At 44.7% G+C, this 23,010-nt stretch carries 25 protein-coding genes and 2 pseudogenes; 18 read left to right on the top strand and 9 right to left on the bottom strand.

What is annotated here, in order from left to right:
- Nucleotides 1-10 precede the first annotated feature (10 nt).
- The 7 genes and pseudogenes from fliP (at nucleotide 11) to lafA (ending at nucleotide 7,016) form a co-directional block, all read left to right on the top strand.
- A complete protein-coding gene (gene fliP / locus R7E78_RS03140) occupies nucleotides 11-769 on the top strand; it encodes a flagellar type III secretion system pore protein FliP (protein WP_005375037.1) in 759 nt (252 codons plus the stop codon).
- Between the two features lie 12 nt (nucleotides 770-781).
- Nucleotides 782-1,051, top strand: coding sequence for a flagellar biosynthesis protein FliQ (gene fliQ, locus R7E78_RS03135; RefSeq protein WP_005375036.1), 270 nt, complete (start codon nucleotides 782-784; stop codon nucleotides 1,049-1,051).
- Nucleotides 1,051-1,826 (top strand): annotated as a pseudogene (gene fliR, locus R7E78_RS03130) (flagellar biosynthetic protein FliR). Before fliQ ends, fliR begins: the two are co-directional and overlap by 1 nt.
- Nucleotides 1,823-2,950 (top strand): flagellar biosynthesis protein FlhB, encoded by a 1,128-nt coding sequence (flhB, locus tag R7E78_RS03125; protein ID WP_005375025.1) that lies wholly within the window; start codon nucleotides 1,823-1,825, stop codon nucleotides 2,948-2,950. Before fliR ends, flhB begins: the two are co-directional and overlap by 4 nt.
- 31 nt (nucleotides 2,951-2,981) lie before the next feature.
- Nucleotides 2,982-5,072 carry a flagellar biosynthesis protein FlhA gene (gene flhA / locus R7E78_RS03120; protein ID WP_005375024.1) on the top strand — a complete coding sequence of 697 codons (2,091 nt, stop codon included), beginning with the start codon at nucleotides 2,982-2,984 and terminating at the stop codon, nucleotides 5,070-5,072.
- Between the two features lie 19 nt (nucleotides 5,073-5,091).
- Nucleotides 5,092-5,862 carry an EAL domain-containing protein gene (locus R7E78_RS03115; RefSeq protein WP_005375023.1) on the top strand — a complete coding sequence of 257 codons (771 nt, stop codon included), beginning with the start codon at nucleotides 5,092-5,094 and terminating at the stop codon, nucleotides 5,860-5,862.
- Nucleotides 5,863-6,164: 302 nt separating this feature from the next.
- Entirely contained in the window at nucleotides 6,165-7,016 is an 852-nt protein-coding gene (lafA, locus tag R7E78_RS03110) for a lateral flagellin LafA (RefSeq protein ID WP_005375019.1), read from the top strand.
- A 70-nt stretch (nucleotides 7,017-7,086) separates the two neighbouring features.
- Here lafA and R7E78_RS03105 read toward each other — a convergent pair whose 3' ends face one another.
- On the bottom strand, nucleotides 7,087-7,374 hold the full coding sequence (locus R7E78_RS03105) for a hypothetical protein (protein ID WP_005375016.1): 288 nt from the start codon (nucleotides 7,372-7,374) through the stop codon (nucleotides 7,087-7,089).
- Between the two features lie 416 nt (nucleotides 7,375-7,790).
- Between R7E78_RS03105 and fliD the strand changes: the two genes are divergently transcribed.
- The 9 genes from fliD to R7E78_RS03060 all read left to right on the top strand — a co-directional run bounded on the left by fliD (nucleotide 7,791) and on the right by R7E78_RS03060 (nucleotide 14,422).
- Nucleotides 7,791-9,137, top strand: coding sequence for a flagellar filament capping protein FliD (gene fliD, locus R7E78_RS03100; protein WP_206970607.1), 1,347 nt, complete (start codon nucleotides 7,791-7,793; stop codon nucleotides 9,135-9,137).
- Nucleotides 9,138-9,169: 32 nt separating this feature from the next.
- Nucleotides 9,170-9,556, top strand: coding sequence for a flagellar export chaperone FliS (gene fliS, locus R7E78_RS03095; protein WP_005375014.1), 387 nt, complete (start codon nucleotides 9,170-9,172; stop codon nucleotides 9,554-9,556).
- Complete coding sequence (locus R7E78_RS03090) at nucleotides 9,540-9,860, top strand: hypothetical protein (RefSeq protein ID WP_005375013.1); 321 nt, start codon at nucleotides 9,540-9,542, stop codon at nucleotides 9,858-9,860. Before fliS ends, R7E78_RS03090 begins: the two co-directional genes overlap by 17 nt.
- Nucleotides 9,857-10,930 carry a flagellar hook-length control protein FliK gene (locus R7E78_RS03085; RefSeq protein ID WP_206970606.1) on the top strand — a complete coding sequence of 358 codons (1,074 nt, stop codon included), beginning with the start codon at nucleotides 9,857-9,859 and terminating at the stop codon, nucleotides 10,928-10,930. Before R7E78_RS03090 ends, R7E78_RS03085 begins: the two co-directional genes overlap by 4 nt.
- 22 nt (nucleotides 10,931-10,952) lie before the next feature.
- Nucleotides 10,953-11,453: a flagellar basal body-associated protein FliL gene (gene fliL, locus R7E78_RS03080; RefSeq protein ID WP_005375011.1), complete on the top strand. Its 501-nt coding sequence runs from the start codon at nucleotides 10,953-10,955 to the stop codon at nucleotides 11,451-11,453.
- A 12-nt stretch (nucleotides 11,454-11,465) separates the two neighbouring features.
- On the top strand, nucleotides 11,466-12,194 hold the full coding sequence (locus R7E78_RS03075) for a FliA/WhiG family RNA polymerase sigma factor (protein ID WP_005375008.1): 729 nt from the start codon (nucleotides 11,466-11,468) through the stop codon (nucleotides 12,192-12,194).
- 10 nt (nucleotides 12,195-12,204) lie between these two features.
- Nucleotides 12,205-13,062 (top strand): flagellar motor stator protein MotA, encoded by an 858-nt coding sequence (motA, locus tag R7E78_RS03070; RefSeq protein ID WP_005375006.1) that lies wholly within the window; start codon nucleotides 12,205-12,207, stop codon nucleotides 13,060-13,062.
- On the top strand, nucleotides 13,062-14,057 hold the full coding sequence (locus R7E78_RS03065) for a flagellar motor protein MotB (protein WP_005375003.1): 996 nt from the start codon (nucleotides 13,062-13,064) through the stop codon (nucleotides 14,055-14,057). Before motA ends, R7E78_RS03065 begins: the two co-directional genes overlap by 1 nt.
- Before the next feature lie 77 nt (nucleotides 14,058-14,134).
- On the top strand, nucleotides 14,135-14,422 hold the full coding sequence (locus tag R7E78_RS03060; RefSeq protein ID WP_005375002.1) for a hypothetical protein: 288 nt from the start codon (nucleotides 14,135-14,137) through the stop codon (nucleotides 14,420-14,422).
- Here the strand turns inward: R7E78_RS03060 and R7E78_RS03055 are convergent.
- The 4 genes from R7E78_RS03055 to R7E78_RS03040 form a co-directional block, all read right to left on the bottom strand.
- Nucleotides 14,419-14,637, bottom strand: coding sequence for a DUF6500 family protein (locus R7E78_RS03055; protein WP_005375001.1), 219 nt, complete (start codon nucleotides 14,635-14,637; stop codon nucleotides 14,419-14,421). The genes R7E78_RS03060 and R7E78_RS03055 overlap by 4 nt on opposite strands.
- Before the next feature lie 10 nt (nucleotides 14,638-14,647).
- Nucleotides 14,648-15,025 carry a PH domain-containing protein gene (locus R7E78_RS03050; protein WP_005386881.1) on the bottom strand — a complete coding sequence of 126 codons (378 nt, stop codon included), beginning with the start codon at nucleotides 15,023-15,025 and terminating at the stop codon, nucleotides 14,648-14,650.
- Between the two features lie 112 nt (nucleotides 15,026-15,137).
- Nucleotides 15,138-15,353 carry a TIGR02450 family Trp-rich protein gene (locus tag R7E78_RS03045; RefSeq protein ID WP_005374999.1) on the bottom strand — a complete coding sequence of 72 codons (216 nt, stop codon included), beginning with the start codon at nucleotides 15,351-15,353 and terminating at the stop codon, nucleotides 15,138-15,140.
- A gap of 138 nt (nucleotides 15,354-15,491) precedes the next feature.
- A complete protein-coding gene (locus R7E78_RS03040; protein WP_064369614.1) occupies nucleotides 15,492-15,965 on the bottom strand; it encodes an HPP family protein in 474 nt (157 codons plus the stop codon).
- Nucleotides 15,966-16,063: 98 nt separating this feature from the next.
- Between R7E78_RS03040 and R7E78_RS03035 the strand changes: the two genes are divergently transcribed.
- The gene (locus tag R7E78_RS03035; RefSeq protein WP_318057628.1) at nucleotides 16,064-16,609 is read left to right on the top strand and encodes a TetR/AcrR family transcriptional regulator; all 546 of its coding nucleotides are present in this window, start codon (nucleotides 16,064-16,066) and stop codon (nucleotides 16,607-16,609) included.
- Nucleotides 16,610-16,693: 84 nt separating this feature from the next.
- Here the strand turns inward: R7E78_RS03035 and R7E78_RS03030 are convergent, their stop codons facing one another.
- Entirely contained in the window at nucleotides 16,694-19,117 is a 2,424-nt protein-coding gene (locus R7E78_RS03030; protein ID WP_318057627.1) for a formate C-acetyltransferase/glycerol dehydratase family glycyl radical enzyme, read from the bottom strand.
- Between the two features lie 2 nt (nucleotides 19,118-19,119).
- Entirely contained in the window at nucleotides 19,120-20,061 is a 942-nt protein-coding gene (locus tag R7E78_RS03025; protein ID WP_158173242.1) for a glycyl-radical enzyme activating protein, read from the bottom strand.
- Nucleotides 20,062-20,319: 258 nt separating this feature from the next.
- Here R7E78_RS03025 and R7E78_RS03020 point away from each other — a divergent pair, with 258 nt between their 5' ends.
- Complete coding sequence (locus R7E78_RS03020; RefSeq protein WP_053304029.1) at nucleotides 20,320-20,994, top strand: fructose-6-phosphate aldolase; 675 nt, start codon at nucleotides 20,320-20,322, stop codon at nucleotides 20,992-20,994.
- 238 nt (nucleotides 20,995-21,232) lie between these two features.
- Here R7E78_RS03020 and R7E78_RS03015 read toward each other — a convergent pair whose 3' ends face one another.
- Both R7E78_RS03015 and creD read right to left on the bottom strand, forming a co-directional pair.
- Nucleotides 21,233-21,661 (bottom strand): DUF2809 domain-containing protein, encoded by a 429-nt coding sequence (locus R7E78_RS03015; RefSeq protein WP_158173243.1) that lies wholly within the window; start codon nucleotides 21,659-21,661, stop codon nucleotides 21,233-21,235.
- Nucleotides 21,648-22,988, bottom strand: a pseudogene (gene creD, locus R7E78_RS03010) (cell envelope integrity protein CreD). The gene R7E78_RS03015 and the pseudogene creD overlap by 14 nt, the downstream one beginning before the upstream one ends.
- Nucleotides 22,989-23,010 lie beyond the last annotated feature (22 nt).

Below are 23,010 nucleotides of genomic sequence, written 5' to 3'. Positions count from 1 at the left end.
AGGCATCACAATGAAAAATCTGAGCGCTTGGCACCGTTGGTTACCTCTTTTGGTATTGGTGTCACTTTTGTTTGCTTTCCCAACAATGGCGGCTGACAACGGCTTAACTATCTTGTCCGTTTCTGATGGCGACACACAACAAGAATACAGCGTTAAACTGCAAATTCTGTTGTTGATGACGGCGCTCAGTTTTCTTCCAGCATTTATTTTGATGGCGACGAGCTTTACTCGAATTGTCGTTGTCCTTGCGATTTTGCGCCAAGCTCTTGGTCTTCAACAAAGCCCACCTAACAGAGTGTTGGTCGGGATCGCTCTCGCATTGACGTTACTGATTATGCGCCCTGTCTGGAGCGATATTTATGAAAATGCGTTTCAGCCATACGACAACGGCGAAATCACGCTAATACAGGCTTTTTCTGTTGCAGAGAAACCAGTGAGAGAGTTCATGTTGGCACAGACGCACCAAAGCTCTCTTGAACAAATGTTACGTATTGCCAATGAGCCTCTCGACCAAAACGTTGAAGATATTTCATTTGCCGTTGTCTTGCCTGCATTTGTCATTAGTGAACTAAAAACCGCCTTCCAAATTGGTTTTATGCTTTTCATCCCGTTTTTGGTCATCGACTTGGTTGTCGCCAGTGTCCTGATGGCAATGGGTATGATGATGCTATCACCTTTAATTGTCTCACTTCCCTTTAAGTTGGTGGTATTTGTACTCGTGGATGGTTGGGCAATGACAGTTGGCACCTTATCTGCCAGCTTCGGTTAACTAGGAGCAGTTATGACCCCAGAACTAACCGTAACGTTATTTTCCGATGCAGTATGGCTGATCATTTTGATGGTTGCCGTATTGGTTGTTCCAGGCTTAATTGTCGGTTTGTGTATCGCCGTATTTCAGGCTGCCACACAAATCAACGAGCAAACACTCAGCTTTTTGCCACGTTTGCTCGTTACCTTATTAATGGTGATTTTTGCAGGTCACTGGATGCTCCGTAAGATCATGGAACTGTTTGATTTCTTGTTCCACAACATACCAGGGATGATTGGCTAATGGCCATCACATTTGCAGAGCTCTCGGCGATACTCGGTCAACTCTGGTGGCCGTTTTTTCGTGTGGGAGCCGTATTTATTTCAATGCCTTTCTTTGGTGATGCGATTATTCCTGTTTGGGTTCGTACTTTACTGGCCCTCTCGATCGTTGTCATTACTGGACCGTTAATGCCACCCATGCCACAAGTCGAGTTATTCTCTATGACTTCCCTGTTCCTTGCTTTTGAGCAAGCTATTTGGGGGGTAATGTTTGGGTTAATTTTGCACATGCTCTTTAACGTTTTCACCATGCTTGGTCAGGTGATTTCTCTGCAAATGGGCTTAGGTATGGCGATGATGAATGATCCTATTAACGGGCTTTCTGTCGCCATTTTGGGACGCATATTTCTGATTTCTCAACCTTGTTGTTTCTTGCGCTAGAAGGACACTTACTCGTCATAGATATCGTGATTCAAAGCTTTGTTGTTTGGCCAGTCGGATCTGGTATCACATCGCTTTCTCTGCAAGGTGTTGTCAATATTTTCGGTTGGATGTTTGCCTCTTCACTAGCTTTGGCTTTGCCCGCTATTGTTTCCATGCTTCTAGCCAACATCAGTTTTGGTGTAATGAACCGAGCCGCACCATCACTTAATGTCTATGCGTTAGGTTTTCCTATGACGATGCTGCTGGGTCTATTCAGCGTATTAATCTCAGTTTCTGGTGTTCCTGGTCGCTACACGGCGCTCGTTCACGACACCATTAGACACTTGAGTAACTTTATGTTGGGGGGAGCATGAGCGATCAATCTTCTCAAGACAAAACTGAAAAAGCCTCACCGCAGAAGGTAAAGAAAGCCCGCCAGGAAGGACAAATTCCTCGCGCGAAAGAGTTTACTACTGCGGTTATATTTCTAGCGGTGGCGCTCTACTTTTACTCTCAGCTTAATAGTATTTGGGAAAGCATGTCGGGTATCTTTCGCTACAACATGATGCTGACGCGAGCCGACCTAGAAAATCCTAAACAACTTGTCGAGCAATTGGGACAAAGTTTAGCAGTCATCATCGACATGCTATTACCATTGTTTACCGTCATTATTATCGTGACCTGTGGTAGTAGCCTTGTGCTAGGCGGTTGGATGTTCCGTCCAGCGAACGTGATGCCAAAGCTGAGCAAAATTAATCCTTTGAGCGGGATAAAGCGCATTTTTTCGACCCGCTCAGTGGTTGAGCTCTTAAAGTCGACGTTCAAAGTAGCCGTGATCTTCGGCATCTTATATGGCTATTTAGACAACCACTTACAGCCATTACTTGGCATGCAAAACCTCCCACTCAGCCAAGGTTTTTCTCTAGTAATGTCAATTCTGTTTGAAGGCTTACTCTTAATGGGCTTCGCCTTGTTGTTATTTGGGGTTATCGACATTCCTTATCAGCGTTGGGAACACCTAAAAGAACTCCGCATGACGAAACAAGAATTGAAAGAGGAATTTAAAAATAATGAAGGTCGTCCGGAAGTAAAACAACGTATTCGTCAAATACAGCAACAGTTTGCGCGCCGTAAGATCGATAAAATGGTGCCGACGGCTGACGTGATCATCACAAACCCAACGCACTACGCAGTCGCACTGAAATACGAGCCTTCGCTTTCTGACGCGCCCTTTGTCGTCGCAAAAGGCGTAGACGAAACTGCTATGCACATTCAACGTATCGCCCGAGAAAACAAAGTGGAAATCATTAACTCCCCGCCACTTACCCGTTCGATTTATCACACGACGGCGATTGAACAAGCAATCCCAAGCCAACTGTACATCGCAGTGGCACATATTCTTACTTACGTTTTGCAATTGAAAGCCTTTCGTAAAGGTGAGGGAAAAGAGCCAATTCCTTTACCTCATTTTTCGATTCCAAAACATTTGCAGCACTGATTAACCCGCGTTTATCCAAGGACACGAAAGTATGCTTAACCGGTTAAAACAACTTCAAACATCAACCAAAGGCTACGTTGGCATTCCAATCGTCTTGCTAATGATATTAGCAATGGTGATTCTTCCTTTGCCTCCTCTGCTACTGGATGCGCTGTTTACCTTTAATATCGTCTTAGCAATCCTAGTATTGCTGGTCAGCACAACCGCAAAGCGACCATTAGATTTCTCTGTTTTTCCAACTATTTTGCTGGTCGCAACATTATTACGTCTCACATTGAACGTGGCTTCTACGCGAATTGTACTCCTAGAAGGACATAATGGTGGTGACGCAGCGGGTAAGGTCATTCAAGCATTCGGTGAAGTCGTCATTGGCGGTAACTACGTCGTTGGTATGGTGGTGTTCGTCATCTTGATGATCATCAACTTCGTCGTAATCACCAAAGGTGGTGAACGTATTTCTGAGGTTTCAGCCCGCTTTACGTTGGATGCTTTACCAGGTAAACAAATGGCAATTGATGCCGACTTAAACGCTGGCCTTATCGATCAGGAAACGGCTCGCTTACGCCGTAAAGAAGTCGCCAACGAAGCCGATTTTCATGGTTCGATGGATGGTGCATCAAAGTTTGTGCGTGGCGATGCCATCGCAGGTTTGTTGATTCTGTTTATCAATATCATTGGTGGTATCAGTATTGGTGTCTTCGAGCATGGACTCGCTGCGTCTGACGCCTTTAAAACTTATGCCCTACTCACAATCGGTGATGGTCTAGTTGCTCAAATTCCTTCACTACTATTGGCAACGGCTGCCGCGATTATCGTTACGCGAATTAATGATAGCGATAATGGCATGTCGGAAACCATGCAAAAGCAATTACTGGCAACTCCTGCAACGCTATTTACTGTCGCAGGTATTATGGCGGTAATCGGTATGGTACCGGGTATGCCACACCTAGCCTTTTTTGCGTTTGCTGGCGCATTAGCGTTCGCAGGGTGGCGTCAAACCAAGAAGCCAGTGCAAGACTCCCAGATTGAAGAGGTCGAAGCACTTTCACAAGCAATGCAAGACGATGATACACCGCTGACATGGGATGATATTCCTCACGTCCAAACATTATCACTTGCGCTTGGTTACCGACTCGTCCATCTAGTCAACAAAGAACAAGGGGCTCCTTTATCACAACGAATTCGCGGTGTGCGTCGAAACCTTTCTGAACAAGTTGGCTTTTTATTACCTGAAGTTCGTATTCGTGACAACCTGAGCCTCAAGCCAAACCAATACACAATTTCTCTAAATGGCGAAGTCATTGAGCAAGGCTTTATTGAACCAGAGCGTTTAATGGCGATAGCGGTTGGCGAAACTTACGGTGAGGTAGATGGCATTTTGGGTAGCGATCCTGCTTATCAGTTGCCAGCTGTGTGGATTGAGCATCAAGATAAAGCAAAAGCACTTAATATGGGTTACCAAGTTGTCGATGATGGCACTGTTATTGCCACTCATATTAGTAAAATCATGAAGACAAACCTTGCAGAATTGTTTACGCACGACGATGTGGAAGCAATAACCCAGCGTTTGACACAACAAGCCCCGAAACTAGCAGAAGCATTAGCAGCAGCACTTAATCCAGCGCAGCAGCTGAAAGTATATCGTCAGCTTTTATTGGACCAAGTGCCACTAAAAGATATTCGCACGATTGCCAACACAATGTTGGAATCCGCGGAAAATACAAAGGACCCGATCCTACTTGCATCTGATGTACGCTGTGCACTAAAGCGTACGCTTGTTAACTTAATTGCAGGACAAAAGAACGAATTAAATGTCTACGCACTGTCTGATGAGTTAGAACAAATGCTACTAACTTCACTGCAACAAGCACAATCTTCTGGTACGGTAACACTAGATAGCTTCCCAATTGAGCCAAACATTCTTGGTCAGTTCCAACAAAACTTGCCATTGATTAGACAACAGCTTAAACAACAGGGGCTACCTCCGATCCTTCTCGTTATGCCACAGCTGCGCCCTCTTCTAGCGCGTTACGCTCGCACATTTACGCAAGGGCTGGCAGTATTGTCTTACAACGAAATCCCAGAAAACAAACAAATCAATGTGGTAGGAAACCTTGGTTAATCTTATTTCAACACATGCGATGTACGAACATTTGGTTGGTCTCGCAGTACAACATATCGTCACGGATGACGATCAATTAGTCTTTGATGCTTTAAAACACAATGATGTCCAACACGCATGCCAAGCAATTAGGGAAGCTCAATCAGGAGAAGTAGAATTCCAACACCTGACGTTGAGATTTGGTATGCGTGGAGAACAAAGTGTCTATCAATTCAAACTCTCTGAACAAATGCAGTACTGCCTGGATTTGTTCAGTCTTTACCTTGCACTAAGACAAACACAATTTCAGTTAGAAGCCTTTCATCACGACTTGATTAGTAATGTTGTCGTGCCGATTCGCGTGGATGCATTACTGTGGGAGCCTGGGGTTTATTTTCTCGAACAGACGATTCAATTCCACTCTTCTGCTTTTCAACATGTGATTCCTTCTCTTCAAGCTGATGAAACGTTATGTGATCGTGATAAAGTCGCCACACTCACCAAAAAGTTAAAAGAGAATGCATATTCACTTTGGTTTGAAGTCGCGACATCGCAAGTGAACTTCGAGCGCGTCGCAGACTTTAGTCCCGATATGATCAAATTGTCAGTCACACTAGAGGATAAAGAAGAAAGACACGCTTTCCTACCTATTGCTAAGTTCTTAAGAAAGCATAAATATACTTGGGTTGCCGGACGTGTAGCGAGTCAAACGGAACTTAACCGTTATCGCTTATTGGGTGCCAGTTATTATTTTGGTTATTTCAGCGATATCCCAACCTCTCTCTCCTTTCAGTCTTTTGATGAGGAATAGTTGAAACTCAACCATTTATATTTAAAAACAGCACGATTTATTCGTGCTGTTTTTTTATTTATAACGGATAACCACAAGATCATCGGGCAATAGTTTCTTTAACTTAACTAAAAAATTTAGGCTTATATGATGATTTTCCCGGTTTTCATGGAATACAAATCACTAAAAATCATCAATTTTTATCTTTTTTAGAAATTTTTTAATTTTCAAATTAATCATTAAAGCCGACCGACCGCCTCTAGTTAGTGACAAGGGAATATCCCGAGGCCTGAAAGATATAGTGACTAACTAAGGAGACTAAGATGGCTTTATCAATGCACACTAACTACGCTTCGCTTGTAACTCAAAACACAATGAACACAACAAGCGGACTTCTAAACACAGCAATGGAACGTCTAAGCACAGGCTACCGTGTGAACTCAGCTGCTGATGACGCTGCTGGTCTTCAAATTGCTAACCGTCTAGAAGCGCAAACACGCGGCATGTCAGTAGCAATGCGTAACGCACAAGACGGCATCTCTATGATGCAAACTGCTGAAGGTGCGATGGATGAAATGACAAACATCGTTTACCGTATGAACGACCTTGCTACACAATCGTTGAACGGTTCAAACAGTGCAACAGACCGTGCGTCTCTTAACAAAGAGTTCACACAGCTTACTGCAGAACTAAACAACATCGTAGACAACACTAAGTTCGGTGGTCAAAACCTTCTTAAAGGCGGCGGCTTCGGTGCAGGTGACGTAACATTCCAAATCGGTGCATCTTCTGCTGAAACATTGACTGTAAGCGCAAGCGCAGGTATCGGTGAAATCACTACTATTCTTGCTGATGCAGCAATTACAGATGGTATCGATGACGCGACTAAAGCAAAAGCAGCACTAGACAAAATCAGCGGCGCTGACGGTCTAGTAGAAAAAATTGGTAGCTCTCGTGCAGACTTCGGTGCGAACATCAACCGTCTTGAGCACACTATGGCTAACCTTGGTAACATGGTAGAAAACGTTACAGCATCTAAAGGTCGTATCATGGATACAGACTTTGCAGTAGAGTCTTCAAACATGACTAAGAACCAAATGTTGATGCAAGCAGGTACAACTGTTCTGTCTCAAACTAACCAGCTTCCAAGCATGGCAATGTCACTACTACGCTAATTACTTAGTTAATAGTGCGCTTAATTTAAATCGTCTTAATTATAAAGCCTTCCTATGGAAGGCTTTATTTTTATCTACGAATATAAATAGAGCTCGTATTATCTTTGTGAGATTCAGGCACTCTGAATCCGAACTTCAACATAATATTAAATAAAACCTTATTAAACAGTTCTAATTCTATCGTCTCTAATTTGCTTCCTATTTTACTATCTCTAAGTTCAGGAAAATTGAACTTAGCTTCCTTTAAGATACTAGCTATCTCATCAGAATTGATGCTCTGTTTACTTAATAGTTTTTTGTTAATGAACTCTTCATATGCACGAGCACACTTCATCAATCGTAACGCAAATTCATTCATAACTGACATTCTTTGAAACGTAAAAAATTTAATTTTTAGTGAGAACACTTGCACGTCACACTATCAAAAATAATATCAAAACGTAATTAATGTACTCTGTAAGAATTATTTGAATCAAGCTGAAGTAAAGGCTGAATATAACGTCTAATTAAAACATCTCTCCTAATTAGAACCGTCAATACAATTAAATATTTTCTTTGTTTAGGTCGCCTTTTCTTATAAGGAAATTACTTTTTCCATGGAGGAAGGCGGAACAAACAAGGTGGAAACACCACTTCCTCCCAAGAAAACAAAATAGCTTTAAACCTTTGTTTTAATTGAATTTAATATACGGCACGTATCTTGCCACTGATAATTAAACTAAGGCGTAGCATTCAAAGTATTCAAGCCAATAAGAGATGAGAGGAGCACACCTCATGAGTTCTTTAGACCCAGTAAAAATGGCAACCCAATTCGCACAATTGGACACAAACCCATTCAAAAACCGTTACCAAGCGCAAGCTAATGTGTACCAGTCACAACTGTCAGCTTTTAATAAAGTTGAAAGCGCACTACGTGATTTTCGTACTGCAATGAAAGAGATGAATAACAGCACAAACAGCATCATCAAAAACAGTGCGACACTCTCTCAAGAAGGTAACTTTACTGCAAACGCGGATGCTAAAGCGCTAACGGGTAACTATCAGATTTTTGTAGAAAAAGTGGCAACGGCGCATCAAGTATCTACAGGTATGCCTGCAGACCTTGAGGCAACGACAGAAGTACCAACAACTGGATCTTTAGAATTCACCATCAACGGTGAAACAATGACTCTAGACTTGTCCTCTGTTGATGTTAATGGTGACGGCACTGCAACGATCAGCGATTTAGCCAGTGCGATTAACAATCACACGGATAACCCTGGCGTTAACGCCACTCTAGTTCGCTCGAATGGTCAAACACACTTTATGCTATCGAGCACTGAGACTGGTGTCGAAAATAAGATCAACGTATCTGCATCGGGTACTGGCCAAGCGTGGTTTGAAGACGCCTTCACCAGCCTCAAGCAAATCAACGCTCCGCAAGATGCGGTTATGTGGCTAGGTGCAAAAGACTCAGGCCTGAAACTAACCAACGCAAGTAATACTTTTGAAGGTGTCATCGACGGTGTTGACATTACCGTATCTAAACCGCAAGCCACGGGAGATTCGCCAATCGGTTTAAAAATTGGAGCTGATAGCGAAGGCACTAAAGAACAACTAGATAAGTTTGTGGAAACCTACAATGCCCTTGTTTCGACTATCGATCAGTACACCCAAATTGGCGGTGAAGATCAGAAACGCGGCGTGCTCGCTAGCGACTCGACATTGCGTTCTATTGAGAGTCAGTTAACGGGGTTAATCCGAGGTGAACACAATGGTATGCGCCTAAGCGAAATCGGCGTGAGCCTAGACCGCAACGGTAAAATGAAAGTTGATCAAGAAAAGTTCAAAGAAGCTCAACAAACAAACAGCGCAGGCTTAGAGGCGTTGTTTAATGGGGATGACGCTTTGCTAGATTCTCTTGACGCGATGGTAGAGCCTTTCTTGAAGTTCTCATCAGGTACCTTCAGCACGCGTAAAGACGCAATACAGTCAAGCTTAGACCGAATCAAAGATAAACAAACCAATTTAGAGCGTAAGTACGAAATGTCGTACAACCGCTATCTCAAACAATTCACTCAAATGAATTCAATTATGACCCAAATGAACCAAACCATGTCCATGTTTAATGCTCAAAAATAAGACATTTGGTTCCAAATTTAGGAGAAATATTCATGCTTATGGATTCTGGTTACGATTCGTACCAACAAGTCGATCTCGACGCTCAAGCGGCAGCAGCAAATCCACACCAATTAGTCATCATGTTAATCGATGGCCTACTCGATGAAGTTGAACGTATTCGCGGCCACCTAGCCGCAAATCGTTTGGCCGAGAAAGGGAATGGAATCAACAAATGCATGAACATCTTGATTGGACTAACAAGTGCTCTAGATGATGAAAACGGCGGTGAAATTGCGGAAAACCTACGCCAGCTTTATGACTTCTGCCAAGTCGAACTTTATTACGCTAGCGTGCAAAACGATGCAAATCGCTTGGTTAACGTTGAGCGTGTAATGGGTAACATTCGTGAAGGTTGGATGAATTTTGGACAACAAGCATAAAGTATCGCCAGAGCGATTCCGTCATTTATCTCAGCTCATCCAGTTCGCCGCAAAAACGGCCGATTGGCATGCGCTCAAGCGGTACGACTTGCAGTTGCGAGAGCTTTTGATCAGTCACAAGCCTTTTTTGAAAGATCCTAAGCTTGCACCTGAAATCCAGCGAGCGAAAACAGTGCACGCTAATGCCTTCGCAGTATTAGAGAAGTCGACCAACGAGTTGAAAAAAGAGATGAACATGGTCAATGACCATCAAGAACGCGCTATGGCCTATCAATTAGCAATGACCATGGAGCTAACTCAATGATCATACCTTCTTCAACTCAGCACTCGGGTAATTCGCCAGCTAACAATGAGGGTCACATCAAGCAAGCGAACTCGGTACACGGCTTTTCTCATGGTTTTAAATCAGGGAACAAGCAGAATGGTGAGCAAGACTTTAACTCTGCGTCAGCGGTACCGAGTTTTCACCTTACGGCCTCTACTTTGAACAGCGCAAACAAAGTACAAAGTCATGGTTTTGATACTGATGACCGCTCAGCTTCAGATCCGGATGCCAACTTGACCAGTACACTAGGGTTAACAGAATCGACTGATCTTGCAGCGCAAGCTCAAGCTTTAACCCAGGGTATGATTACCATGGCAGAGAAGCAGGCTGAGAAACTAGGAAAAGCGTCATCTTTAATGACTGCGAGCGAAGTTAAGTCTGTTACTCAAGATTCGTCTAACGCTATGTTAAACACATCATCAAAACAAGATGTGAAGCAAAGTCTGCCGACTTCATCGAGTTCGCGTTTGCCTATCTCCGGTGCTGAGTTTCAAACTCTTTTGAATCAACCTGTTCAAGGGCAACCAACCGCATCTCTACTTCAAGCACAAGCTCCTACAACACAATCTGCACATTCACCGGTTGCGACGAGTCATGTTCAAGCTCAAGGCTCTGAGTGGGCAGCGGTGCGTGTTGATACCACTGCCGGAAAGTGGGGGGAGCAAATGATGCAAGTTTTACATGATCGCGTGACGCTCCAAGCTCAACAAAATGTACAAGAAGCAAAAATCCGCCTAGACCCACCAGACTTAGGGAAATTGGATTTACTTGTACGTGTTGAAGGTGACCGATTGAGTGTCCACATCAACGCCAATGCCGCAGCAACACGAGAAGCTTTAATGCAAGTTTCGGAACGATTGCGTACTGAGTTACAAGAGCAAAACTTCGTTCATGTCGATGTCAATGTTGGCTCTGATCAAAACCAAGGTCGAAATGACCCACACGCAAACGAAGAAGACACCAATATTTTCGCCGCACGAGAATCTGGTGCATTCCAAACCACGACAACAACTAACTATTCAGAACACTGGCTAAGCACTCAAGCTTAGTGAATCTTCGAGGAAAAAGGTTATGACCAAACAACAAATGATCGCCCTGTTTATCGCCATGATCATCACCAGTGCCCTCGTTTCGGCCGTCACAATTATGGGCGGAATCTGGTACTTAAACAAACACGCTCAAGAGTCACCTGACTCTGGTTCACTGATCGAAGACTCTCCACTGTCTTTTTTGGTCACAGAACAACCGACAAGTAAAGGTCCTAGCTTCCATCCTTTGGACAAAGTCGTTTTGACCGTTAAAGGCAAGAAACAGACTCACTTTGTGATGCTAGAACTGGCAATTGAGACACGCCGCCCAGAGCGTATCAAAGAGATCGATGAATACATGCCTATGGTACAAAACTCTCTATTAAAACTGTTTAGCGACAAAACGTTTGATCAGTTACAGCAAGCGGGTGCCATCGATATTCTGCAAGACGAAGTGAAGCAAACGCTTCTACTCGCTTTTGCTAAAACAGACATCGTCCGAGAAATCGACGATGTTTTGTTGACTAAATATGTTGTGCAATAACGGAGCACAACCATGTTAGACATGAATGTACAAGACACTTACACCACAGAAGAGGAAGTGACAACACCGTCACGACCAATTGATGAAAACGCATTGCTACAACGTCATCAGGTCATGGTAAAACGCGTAGTTAACCAGCTGCGCGTTCATGCCACTTCTCACTGTAGTATTGAAGATATGCAGCAGATAGGCCTTATCGCTCTAGTCGAGGCTGGACGCCGATATGGCGATGTTGACGATCCTCACTTTCCTGCTTTCGCCGTTTGTCGAGTTCGGGGAGCTATTTTAGACGAATTACGCCGACTAGATTGGCGTTCACGTAAGACTCGTCAACAAGCCCACGAGCTCAACGACGTGACTCGAGATCTCACTCGAACGTTAGGTCGAATGCCAACGGATGCCGAAATCATCCAGGCTTTAGGGACGAATGAGCAAGATTATTACAACCGCCAAAATGCCGCTCTCGCAGGCGAGATGCAAAGCCTTGACCAACTGATGGAGAGCAGCGGTGATAGCTACATTGGCGGGCAATACGATGGCATGGAACATGAACATATTCGTCGTAGTTTAGACAGTGCTTTGGGTAAATTACCTAAGCGCGATCAACTGCTCCTGACTCTGTTCTATCAACATGAACTCAACTTACACGAAATAGCTCTGGTATTGGATCTGACACCACCTCGTATATGTCAGCTTCACAAACAAGCGCTGAAACAACTCAACCAATTAATGTCCTCTTAGGAGTCACAAGATGCAAAAGTTTTTTGGAGTGCTCACTATCCTGGTGTGCGTCTTCGGTGGATATATGTGGGCCGGTGGTAGCTTAGGTGCTATCTGGCAGCCAGCCGAATTCCTTATCATTATTGGCGCCGCTGCTGGTTCTTTGATCATCGGTAATCCGCCTCATGTACTGAAAGAAATGCGTCGCCAAGTGCCAGCGACCATTAAAGGTCCAACAGAAGAGCATGAGTACTACATGGAATTAATGGCACTACTCAACAACTTGCTAGAGACAGCGAGAAACCGCGGATACAAGTTTCTGGATTCTCATATTGAGGCTCCGGAGCAAAGCTCTATGTTCCTCGCTTACCCGACGATCGCAGAAGATCATCGCCTAATTTCTTTCATTACTGACAATTTACGTTTAATGGCAATGGGACAGATGTCGCCTCATGAATTAGAGGGACTGCTAGAGCAAGAAATCGAAGCAATACAGAACGAAATGCTTTTACCTTCACGCTCACTACAGCGTACAGCTGAAGCACTACCTGGCTTCGGTATTCTTGCAGCAGTTGGTGGCATCATTATCACCATGCAAGCTATTGATGGCTCAATCGCTATGATTGGTTATCACGTTGCGGCAGCTCTCGTTGGTACATTCATTGGTATTTTCGGTTGTTACTGTGGCTTAGATCCACTAAGTAACGCCATGGCTCAGCGAGTAAAACGTAATATGACTGCTTTTGAGTGCGTTCGTGCAACCTTGGTTGCCTACGTAGCGAAAAAGCCGACATTGCTCGCCATTGACGCTGGTCGTAAACATATTCAGCTAGACATCAAACCAACATTCAACCAAATGGAGAAGTGGTTAGCTGAACAGGAGGGATAATGCAAAAACAAGAGCATGTAGTGTTCAAACGTGCCAAAGTATACAGCCATGATGAGTCGTCTCATGGCGGCGCGTGGAAAGTCGCGTTTGCTGACTTCATGATCGCCCTAATGGCGCTGTTTCTTGTACTTTGGGTTATGCAGGTGGTAGACAAAGAAGAGCGTAAAGCGATTGTTGCCCACTTGCATAGTTCAAGCGTATTCGACAAGAGTTACGGCAACCCATTTGATACGTCACAAAGTATTTCTCCTATCGACTTGGCACAGGACTCTTCTGTGCCAAGTAAACACAACTCCAACCATGTAGTAAGCTCTTACTTTAAAGGTGATGGGGATGGACCAGAAATTGATTCTTTGATTCCTGGTAACTTCGATACTCAAGAGCAACTTGCCGCACTAGCAAAAGTAATTGAGCAAATGACTGCCCAAATTAATGCGCAGGGAAATGTAAACGTCACGGTGACACCACAAGGTTTGCGTATCGTCCTTCAAGATGATTACAAACAGCATATGTTCAGCCGTGGTGGTGCAGAACTTACTCCTTTTTTTGAAGATTTACTGCTCGCACTAGCACCTGTATTTCATCGTGTTAACAACCCTCTGATCATCAGCGGACACACAGATGCAATTCCATTTAAAAAGCGTTTTGGTCGTCAATCTAACTGGGCGTTATCAGCCTCTCGAGCAGACGTAGCAAGAAATACGTTAGTTGAAGGCGGTATGCCGGACGATAGAGTAATGCAGGTAACGGGTATGTCAGATAGAGCGCTGCTTAATCCTGATGAGCCAGATTCTAGCGAAAACCGTCGTATTGAGCTGTTTGTTTTAACGACTCCTGCCGCTAAAGTGCTTGAAACCCTTTTTGGCAACCACCAAGAAAGTGAACTGCAAAAAGCGAAAGATAAGGCTGAATTTAACCAACCAGTCATTCGTCAAGAAGTCATCAATTACTCCGGCGATACCGCCACCAGCGAAGTAAAAATTCAAGAATTATAATCTTAAAAGGTCACCACTCTGATGGTGACCTCTCTAACCAAAGCCTCTGTTACTGTGACTTTTTAGTTGAGTTCTATATGCACATAACATCATCCGAAAAAAGAAAAAGCGACTTACTGAAGAAAGCCTTTTTATGGCTCATTGTCTTCGATTACCTTTTATTGGCGTTTTTCTTAACTCAGCTATCAAGTATGACACTAAACAGCGGAACCATGATCAGCTTGTTACTTGTTGTTTATAACGTCTTACTTGTTTCGCTATGTTTTCAACGAACCAACAAGCAGGACTCTTACATTATCTACCCTGTTTTGTCCGCAACGTTATTAGCATTTGTCTGCTTTCTTTACTTCTTTTTTTTAATTTAGCTCCCCGACTCGACCATTGATTTTACTTTTACTGCTTTTTCGAAGTGGTCGAGCTGATGAGTCTGAATCCACCACGTAGCCGCTTCCATCAACAGCTCTGGGTCGTCATTTTTATTAGCGAAAAACGCATAAAATGAGAGACCAACCAATTCACCTTTACTCGCGATCTTTTTGTCACAGACCTCTATAATTTTGTCTCTCAGCGAAGCTCTTATTTCTAATCCCTTAACCTAGTACATACTCACTAACCATACGGTTGAAAGAAATCAAATCAAACGAGCCTTTAATTTCAAAACGCACTCTTCCCACCTCACTCATGAAGAACTCGATTTCACAATCCAAATCAAAAGTACCAGAGGTCTCGATAGAAAATGCATTGATCTTACTGTAAGGCAAAGAAGTGTAATCCACTTTTGAGCCGGTAATCCCTTGCACATTTGCCGCTATCACGCGCTTGTTCGTAAACACCACTTGGTCGCGAACTGTTTTAAAAGCAGCGAAAATAGTCTCACCATCAATCAAGAACTTAAGGAAGTCTTCTCTGGCATTAGAAACGTCAATCGGTTTAAGCTTAAATACAGAGGAATTGTCGAAATCAATCATAATGAATCCTTTGAGTGGGCGTTAGAACGAATTATCAACGTATCAGATAGCACCACTTTTGCCTACTCGCAACGCACGTTTCTGCTTGATTCGCCCAACAACGAAGCGTCACTCACTTCCACCCTTGCATCCATTGCTCAGAGTCTTTTAGGTCTTGCCAGTTCATCTCTCGGTCGCGTTTACTCATGACTGCCTCGATGACACATCTCACAACGTTACCATCTTCATCTAGTTCCATTTCCGTCACGACAAAATGCTTCTCTTTGTTTTTAGGTGAGATTGCCGTCCATTTACTGTGCAATAATTTCTTAGGGTGGATTCTGTTCATCGCATTGTACCAATTTAACTACCATGTTGATGTATACGACTGAATACCAAGAGAGAATCAGATTTTGTTTTTGCAAACCGACAAAAGATAAAACCGCAAAAGAGATCACTCCCTTTCGCGGCTCTAACTACAATCCGACTAGGTCTTCTGACCATTCAATCGAGGGTTTAAGTACTGACTTTGTAGCAACTGTAACCCTTTACCGACCAGAACAATCACTATCGCGCCAATCAGGACAGGCGTGAAGAGAAAACTCCATCCCTGCCCAGACGCCATGATCAAAATTGGATTTGCCCCCGCAGGTGGATGAGTGGTCTTCGTAATCAGCATCGCAGACACACCTAGCCCCGTCGCAATCGCGAGCGTGACCGGCGTAACGTCAACATACTGGCTAAACGCAATACCGATAGATGCCGTAATGAAGTGACCAATGATCACGTTTTTGGGTTGAGCAAGAGGGCTGCCTGGCACCCCAAACACCAGTACTGCGGTAGCACCAAATGGTGCCATCAGGAGTACAACCTCCGTCAGTGATACCTCTGCGTAGGACAATACGCCAATAGCCAACGTAGCGCCAAGCCCGGCAACCAACGATAAAATTAAATTATTCATAAACACCTCAAAGTAGACCGAATTGTCTACAAAATAAAATAGACAAACCTGTCTACCTTTGTCAATATGTGTTTATGGAACTTTTTGAGGACTTAGTTATGAACAAAAAGAAACAGTTATTGATCGACACAGCTTTGTCACTGTTTTACAAACAAGGCATCAACTCTATTAGCATCAATGAAGTCCTCAATGTTTCCGGCGTGGCTAAACGCACGCTATATAACCATTTTGAGAGCAAAGAAGCGCTTATCATCGCCGCATTAGAACAACGCCACCAAATATTTATGGAATGGTTGGAGGAAAAGCTTTCTTCAGCACAAACGTGCGCGGAAGTGATCGATCAGTTATTTACAGCACTCAACGGCTGGTTTCATGGCTCTGAAGAAAAGTTGGGCGAGTTTCGCGGTTGCTTTTTCATCAATACGTCCGCGGAATTCAGTGACGACAGTGGCGAGATCGCAACGTATTGCCGCTACCATAAGCAGCAAGTCAGAGAGCTAATTCAACGCTATCTCAAATCAGACAACGCTGCATTACTCGATGCCATTTGCATCATGAAAGAGGGCGCGATCACTACCGCTTACATGACGAAAGAGTACGACAACGTCACGAAGAAATGCGTGACCATTTTGCACAAGCTTTAATGCGTTCAGGTATAGTCATTTGCGGATTAAGTATTCAAACGAAAGGCACCAATCGGTGCCTTTCGTATTACTTAGTGAGTGTACTTACAGCTCGTGCTCGGTACGTGCGATGATGTCGTCTTGCGCATCTGGTGATAGCGCGGTGAAGAAGGCTGAGTAGCCTGCAACTCGCACAACAAGATCACGATATTGCTCCGGGTTCTTCTTCGCAGCTAGCAAGGTCTCACGAGAGACGATGTTGTATTGCACGTGCCAACCTTTGTGGTGGTTGAAAAAGGTGCGAATCAACATAGAGAGCTTGAGCTTATCACCTTCAGACTCAACCGCTGCCGGGCTTAACTTCTGGTTAAGCAGCACGCCACCAAGGATCTTATTCGCTTGGATCTTACCGACCGAGTTGTACACAGCCGTTGGACCTAAACGGTCTGAGCCAGATGACGGGCTTGCACCTTCTGCCAATGGCGTTTTCGCTTTACGACCATCTGGCGTTGCCATGGTGGAAGCACCGAATGGGACGTTTGCCGAGATACTTGATGTACCTGCGTAGTAACCGCCACCAATAGGACCACGCCCATGACGCGTATTAACGAACTGCTCTAGCTCATCAATGTACACTTGGTACGCGTCTGCGAGCAGTTGGTCTACCGCGTCATCATCGTTACCGTATTTTGGTGCAAAGTTGATAAGACGTTGGCGAAGCTGTTCGTTCTCCATGCCGTCGAAATCTTCTGCCAATGCTTTTGCCAGCTCTGGCTGAGTGATTTGCGCGTCATCGAAAACAAGGTGCTTGATGGCGGCTAGGCTGTTACCCAAGTTTGCGATACCGACTTGCAAACCAGATACCCAATCGTATTTCGCGCCACCTTCTTTCACGGTTTTACCGCGAGCCAAACAGTCATCCACCAGCGTTGAACAGAAAATGTCTTGAGCTTGCTGTTCAAGTACGCTGTCGACTACTGTATCAATCTCAATCGATTTACGGGTGTAGTAGCGGATTTGCTCTGCCCAAGAAGCGGTCACTTGCTCAAAGTTCTCAAAGTTGCCTTTTGCTAATGACTTATCGTGTGGCAAGAAAACTTTACCTGTTGTCGCGTCCACACCTTCGTTCAATGAAGCGAGCAGAATACGGGCGAAGTTAATGAAGCTCATGCCCGTACAACGGTAACCCCATTTGCCCGGAACCGCCGTCTCGATACAACCGATAGATGCGTAGTTGTAAGCGTCCTCTTTCTCTACGCCGAGCTTGATGAATTCAGGAATAACAATCTCATCGTTGTTGAACGCAGGCATGCCGAAGCCGCACTTAATCACTTCGATACAACCCATTAAGAACTCTTGGTTCAAACCTTCGTGGTAACGCACACTCAAGTTAGGTTGCGTCGAACGTAACTGACCACAAGACTCCAGAATCGCCCAAGAAAGGGGATTCACTGCGTCTTCAGGCTCACCCTTTTCATTCAACTTCTGACCGCCGATACACACGTTTTGATACAGCGGAGAACCTGCGGAGGCTTTCGAGTGCGCACCAGAGCGAATCTTGTTCACTTCAAGCAGTTTCAACCAGCAGCTCTGTAAAAGTTCTAACGCGAAGTCTTTCTCAATTGTGCCGTTTTCGATATCGCGAACATAAAATTCGTTGAGGAATTGGTCCATACGACCGAAAGAAACCGAGTGACCGTTCGATTCGATTTGTAGCATCAATTGAACGAAGTAGCTCAATTGCAGTGCTTGCCAGAAGTTTTCCGGCGCATCACTCGCGACATGACGACAGTTTGCCGCAATGCTTTCTAACTCAGCTTTGCGCAGCGGGCGCGTCTCTTCTAACGCCATTTTTGCCGCCAATTCAGCGTAGCTCACCATGTGGTCTTGAATGGCAAGCAGTACAATTTCGACCGATTTGTAGAACTGCTCTTTCTTCAAGCCTTCAAAGGTCGAAACATCATTGTTAGCACGGTGCTGACGAACATCCTCTAACAAGCCGTTCATGCCTAGCTTCAAGATTTTCTCGTTATCCACCGCTAGGTGTGCGTCACCCGAAGTCATGTTGCCTTCGGCTTTAATGATGGTGCTGGCTAAGATTTCTTGCTGCTCATCAGTGAACAAGCCATAACAACGGTCTTGTACGGTTTTGCCGCGCCAATACGGTGTGATGCTGTGAATGCTTTGCTTATCTTCTTCAGTAACCGCAAAGCCTGCACCAGGACGGTCAGCTAGCTCATCAATTTCTGCTTCAATCCAACGTACAGTGTATTCTGGGAAAATAGGCGCAGCGCGCACTTTGCTCGCTTGGTTACCGACGATTAACTCATCGTGCTTAATCCAAATCGTACGAGTGCGTAAGTGCTCTTGCAGTGCTAGCGCACGTTGGACAATTACAGGTTTGTCTTCGTTCGCTTGATAAGCACGAGTGTATGCCTCTGCACGCTCGGTACAGACAGGTGGCGTTACGATATTTACCAGTGCCGATTTGTGCGCTTTGATACGCTCAGGAAGGTAATTCAGGTCCATAGTTAACCTCTTACAATCACGTTAAGTTGGGTGTTTTCGCTTGCGTATTGCATGGCGCTTTCTAGCAGTTCTGGTTTGTTTAATGGCTTATCAGAACACTCGTAAGGCATATCGAGCAAACGGTATTTATTGATGCCGAGCGTGTGGTACGGCAGCAAGTGAAGTTCTTGGCAGCTTTCTAGTGAAGCCGCAAAATCGATGATGTCTTTCAACTCTTCGATGGTGTCATTGAACCCCGGCACAACGGGAACGCGAATCACAATGCGTTTCGCGATAGGTGCCAGTTTTCGGAAATTGTCTTTGATGCGTTTTAGTGAACCTTTCGCCCAGCTAAGAAACTTTTCTTCGTCGGTGTGTTTTAAATCCGCCAACCAGCAATCAATATGCGGCGCGGCTTTTTCGACGTTCTTCCACGGCACATGCATGCACGATTCAATAGCGGTAGAGACTTGGTTGTCATGCAGACGCTGTGCGAGTTCTGCCACCAAATCCGCTTGCATGAGTGGCTCACCACCGGAGAAGGTCACACCACCTTGGCTTTGGTCATAGAAAGGTTTGTCTTTCATTAAGGTGTCGAACAGCATGTCTGATTTTGCCTCTTCACCGCAGACAGTCAGTGCTTGCGTAGGACAGACGTCTCGCAGCGCGATCAGTTGGTCTTCTTTGATGGCTTTGCGATTAATGATGATCTGGTTGTCGATACGTTGAATACCATCGCTCACCGTTTCACTACCCGCCGTGGTTTGAGTTGTAGCTTGATAAGCAGAAACGCACAGCTGGCAATCTTCCATGCAGCTTCGCTGATCAAACAACAGTGAATGCTTTTCGCTGCGGCTTTCTGGGTTTTGACACCAAGGGCAAGACAAGCTGCATCCTTTAAGAAAAAGAATGGAACGAATGCCATCGCCATCATGGGTAGAGAATCGTTGGATATTGAAATACATCTCTGCTTGCCTCTTGGTCTGTGCTACCGCTGTGTACCTAATTCGTTTCTTTCTTACTGGTTAAGTCTTATGAGCGGTTTTTCTTTGTTCGAACTGAAAGCTTCATTTGAGCGTTTACAAGTTTCACTCAGCTTTCATTTAATGAAATTATTATAGTTTCAAATGAAATTTCAATTGATCAAAATCAAGATCTCGTTCGATTGTCAGATCTATAGTGATCCCATCATCAAAACGAAGATTTTGTTTAAGGTAGAAACCATGATCGAACTTTATTTAGATACTGCTGATGTGGCAGAAGTAAAACGCTTTAACCAATGCCTACCGCTAAAAGGCGTGACGACAAACCCAAGCATTTTGGCGAAGTCAAAACAGGGACTGAATGAAACCCTAGCAGGCATGCAAGAAGCACTTGGCGGGACACCTCGCTTTCACGCTCAAGTAGTGAGTTCAACCGTCGAAGGCATGGTGGCAGAAGCACGCCAATTGAATGAATTGCCTTACGACATGGTGGTAAAAGTGCCAGCAACAGAAACAGGCTTAGCTGCAATTAAGCTAATGAAAAAAGAGGGAATTCAGGTTCTTGCTACCGCTATCTATTCAGCTCAACAAGGTTTCCTTGCAGCACTGTGCGGTGCAGACTACCTAGCACCTTACGTAAACCGCATTGATACGATGAACGGCAACGGTGTTGAAGTGGTCGCGGATCTTCAATTGTTGCTCGATCAAAACCAACTACCAGCGAAGATTTTGGCAGCCAGTTTCAAGAATACTCAACAAGCGATGGAGGTGATGAAACTGGGCATCGAAGCCATTACATTGCCAACTGATGTGGCGGCACAAATGTTCGCACATCCAGCAGTAAAACCGGCGGTTGAACAGTTCGATAAAGACTGGAAAGAGACGTTCGGCGAGAAGCTTTCATTTGAAAGCTAATTAAAAATAGCAGCTAGACTTCATAGTTAACAATAAAGGGAATCTTAACTCACCCTGTGCGCCGGTGAGTTAAGATTCCCTTTTGTATTTCAGATAGAGAAGTAGCGCTACAGTAGTTCTCTATTGGTCAGTGACCAAAGGTACACGCGCTTTAGTAAACTGATTTTGATCCTTTTACGAATACCTCGTTTGGAATGGCGGAGTCGGTTTGGTAGCGCAATGGCTTTCATCTCGGTTTTCATTTCTTTTCCATCCACCAACACAGTAGACCCCCGATGCAGTAAGCCAGCAGATCTTTCCAATCAAATGTGGCGCCCAAAATCACAGCCAGAGGCGATGAAGATTCGATACCAAGCCAAACCGCGACCTGTAACAATTGCCCTAACTCAACAGCAAACGCAATCAACACCACCAGTGAAACCAGCCAGTTAACGGGCATGGAGAACAAGCTTGCAAGAAAGTAGTAGAGCCAAACCACAACGAGAACATCACCAACTGTCGGACGAATAAAGCTGTCTCGAACATAGAGCGCGATAACGACCAATGCGATAAAACACACCAAGCTTTTGAGTCCATTTTTTGCAGAAAATTGCAGGTGGATAGCGGACGTCTCTTCCATCATTTCGCTTGGCTGACCAGTGAGAATTGCTCGTTTAAACATCTTCATGATTCGCCTTTGCGCTTTCTTCTGCTTTCTTATTTCGTGCGTACCAGTCGACATTACGTGTAATGACCATAGTGAAGCTCAAAATCGCAAAACACAGTAATGTACCCATGACCAATGCGTAGCTCTCTGCTTGTAGCAAGCCAAATAGCAATCCGTAGAGAGTGAGCAAACACGCTCCGAACATCGCGCCGTGTTTGGTGTTGCTCAACATACCGCTCACGTACACACTTAAAAGCCCGGTCGATGCAACTGCCGACACCACATATGCCCAGTTGAAGCCGAGGTGTTCACTCATCGAAATCAGCAACAGATAGAAAAGCGCTAAAGCCAGACCAATAAAACCGTATTGTACTGGGTGAACCGGACGCGCCTGGAACAGCTCCAGCAAGAAGAAACTCGCAAATACTAATGTGATAACCAATAGTGAATAGTTCACGGCTCGGTGAGACTTCAAATAGTGGTCCACGGGATCAATCAAATCTACGCCCATTTGTCGCTGTTCAAGCTCGTGACAAGCGTGATTCGACGACAAACAGCTTTGGAACAGCTGCGCGATATTGGTAGAGAAGTTATTGCTCGCTCACTGTGCTTTAAATCCATCTTCAGATACTTCTGATGACACTGGTAAATAATCACCAATAAAGCTTGGATGCGCCCAAGTTGAAGAGAGTTCAACCGTTGTTTGACTGCCGATTGGTGTGACTTGAAGCTGCCCCATCCCTTGCAACAAGAAGTTAAGATCGAATGCCAAAGGTTGTGCTGGGTTTAGGTCTGCGAGTGTCAGAGCACTGTGGAAGCCTTGTGGTAACGGATCTAACCCCGTTCCCGGTGCGACTTCGATTTCAGAGCTCGCCATGGTCATGTCATCCAAACGAATCAATCCACGGCTGTCTTCAATGCCAACGACTAGGCTCATGTTGTCAATATCAAGCCCCTGCAACGCCGCGAGTTCGTCTGCATCAAAAGTGCCTTTCAGTGCCACTTGTGCTTTGTATAAACGCGCGCGGTAAATGCCTCGGTACTTTTCAAAACTGTCCAGATTCGCGCTCATATCAAAAGTGCTAGGTAAAAGAAATTTACGACGCTCTTTAATCTGTACTTTGTCATCTCGGTAACTGGTTTCGGTGTAATTAACCATGATGAATGGACCAATGATGCGCTGTTCGCCGCTGCTGCTGCGTGCGATGTCGTTTCTGACTTCATCTTGGCGATATGAGCGTTCTGAGATCAGCCCTCTGACCATTGAAAGCGGGATTTGCAGTAAGACAAACAAAAACAGCACGAAGGCGAACTTCGTGCCGAGTTGGTTATTGAGGATCTTTTTCATGTTTCATTCTCCATTTGCTGAT

It is taken from the genome of Vibrio sp. YT-19(2023) (assembly GCF_033337395.1).
The sequence above is the reverse complement of the archived record's forward strand: the minus strand, read 5'-3'. Positions and strand labels throughout refer to the sequence as shown.

Coding starts and splice junctions, on each gene's coding strand:
- fliP (WP_005375037.1), top strand. CDS start 11: ATGAAAAATCTGAGCGCTTGGCACCGTTGGTTACCTCTTTTGGTATTG.
- fliQ (WP_005375036.1), top strand. CDS start 782: ATGACCCCAGAACTAACCGTAACGTTATTTTCCGATGCAGTATGGCTG.
- flhB (WP_005375025.1), top strand. CDS start 1,823: ATGAGCGATCAATCTTCTCAAGACAAAACTGAAAAAGCCTCACCGCAG.
- flhA (WP_005375024.1), top strand. CDS start 2,982: ATGCTTAACCGGTTAAAACAACTTCAAACATCAACCAAAGGCTACGTT.
- R7E78_RS03115 (WP_005375023.1), top strand. CDS start 5,092: ATGTACGAACATTTGGTTGGTCTCGCAGTACAACATATCGTCACGGAT.
- lafA (WP_005375019.1), top strand. CDS start 6,165: ATGGCTTTATCAATGCACACTAACTACGCTTCGCTTGTAACTCAAAAC.
- R7E78_RS03105 (WP_005375016.1), bottom strand. CDS start 7,374: ATGAATGAATTTGCGTTACGATTGATGAAGTGTGCTCGTGCATATGAA.
- fliD (WP_206970607.1), top strand. CDS start 7,791: ATGAGTTCTTTAGACCCAGTAAAAATGGCAACCCAATTCGCACAATTG.
- fliS (WP_005375014.1), top strand. CDS start 9,170: ATGCTTATGGATTCTGGTTACGATTCGTACCAACAAGTCGATCTCGAC.
- R7E78_RS03085 (WP_206970606.1), top strand. CDS start 9,857: ATGATCATACCTTCTTCAACTCAGCACTCGGGTAATTCGCCAGCTAAC.
- fliL (WP_005375011.1), top strand. CDS start 10,953: ATGACCAAACAACAAATGATCGCCCTGTTTATCGCCATGATCATCACC.
- R7E78_RS03075 (WP_005375008.1), top strand. CDS start 11,466: ATGTTAGACATGAATGTACAAGACACTTACACCACAGAAGAGGAAGTG.
- motA (WP_005375006.1), top strand. CDS start 12,205: ATGCAAAAGTTTTTTGGAGTGCTCACTATCCTGGTGTGCGTCTTCGGT.
- R7E78_RS03065 (WP_005375003.1), top strand. CDS start 13,062: ATGCAAAAACAAGAGCATGTAGTGTTCAAACGTGCCAAAGTATACAGC.
- R7E78_RS03060 (WP_005375002.1), top strand. CDS start 14,135: ATGCACATAACATCATCCGAAAAAAGAAAAAGCGACTTACTGAAGAAA.
- R7E78_RS03050 (WP_005386881.1), bottom strand. CDS start 15,025: ATGATTGATTTCGACAATTCCTCTGTATTTAAGCTTAAACCGATTGAC.
- R7E78_RS03045 (WP_005374999.1), bottom strand. CDS start 15,353: ATGAACAGAATCCACCCTAAGAAATTATTGCACAGTAAATGGACGGCA.
- R7E78_RS03040 (WP_064369614.1), bottom strand. CDS start 15,965: ATGAATAATTTAATTTTATCGTTGGTTGCCGGGCTTGGCGCTACGTTG.
- R7E78_RS03035 (WP_318057628.1), top strand. CDS start 16,064: ATGAACAAAAAGAAACAGTTATTGATCGACACAGCTTTGTCACTGTTT.
- R7E78_RS03030 (WP_318057627.1), bottom strand. CDS start 19,117: ATGGACCTGAATTACCTTCCTGAGCGTATCAAAGCGCACAAATCGGCA.
- R7E78_RS03025 (WP_158173242.1), bottom strand. CDS start 20,061: ATGTATTTCAATATCCAACGATTCTCTACCCATGATGGCGATGGCATT.
- R7E78_RS03020 (WP_053304029.1), top strand. CDS start 20,320: ATGATCGAACTTTATTTAGATACTGCTGATGTGGCAGAAGTAAAACGC.
- R7E78_RS03015 (WP_158173243.1), bottom strand. CDS start 21,661: ATGAAGATGTTTAAACGAGCAATTCTCACTGGTCAGCCAAGCGAAATG.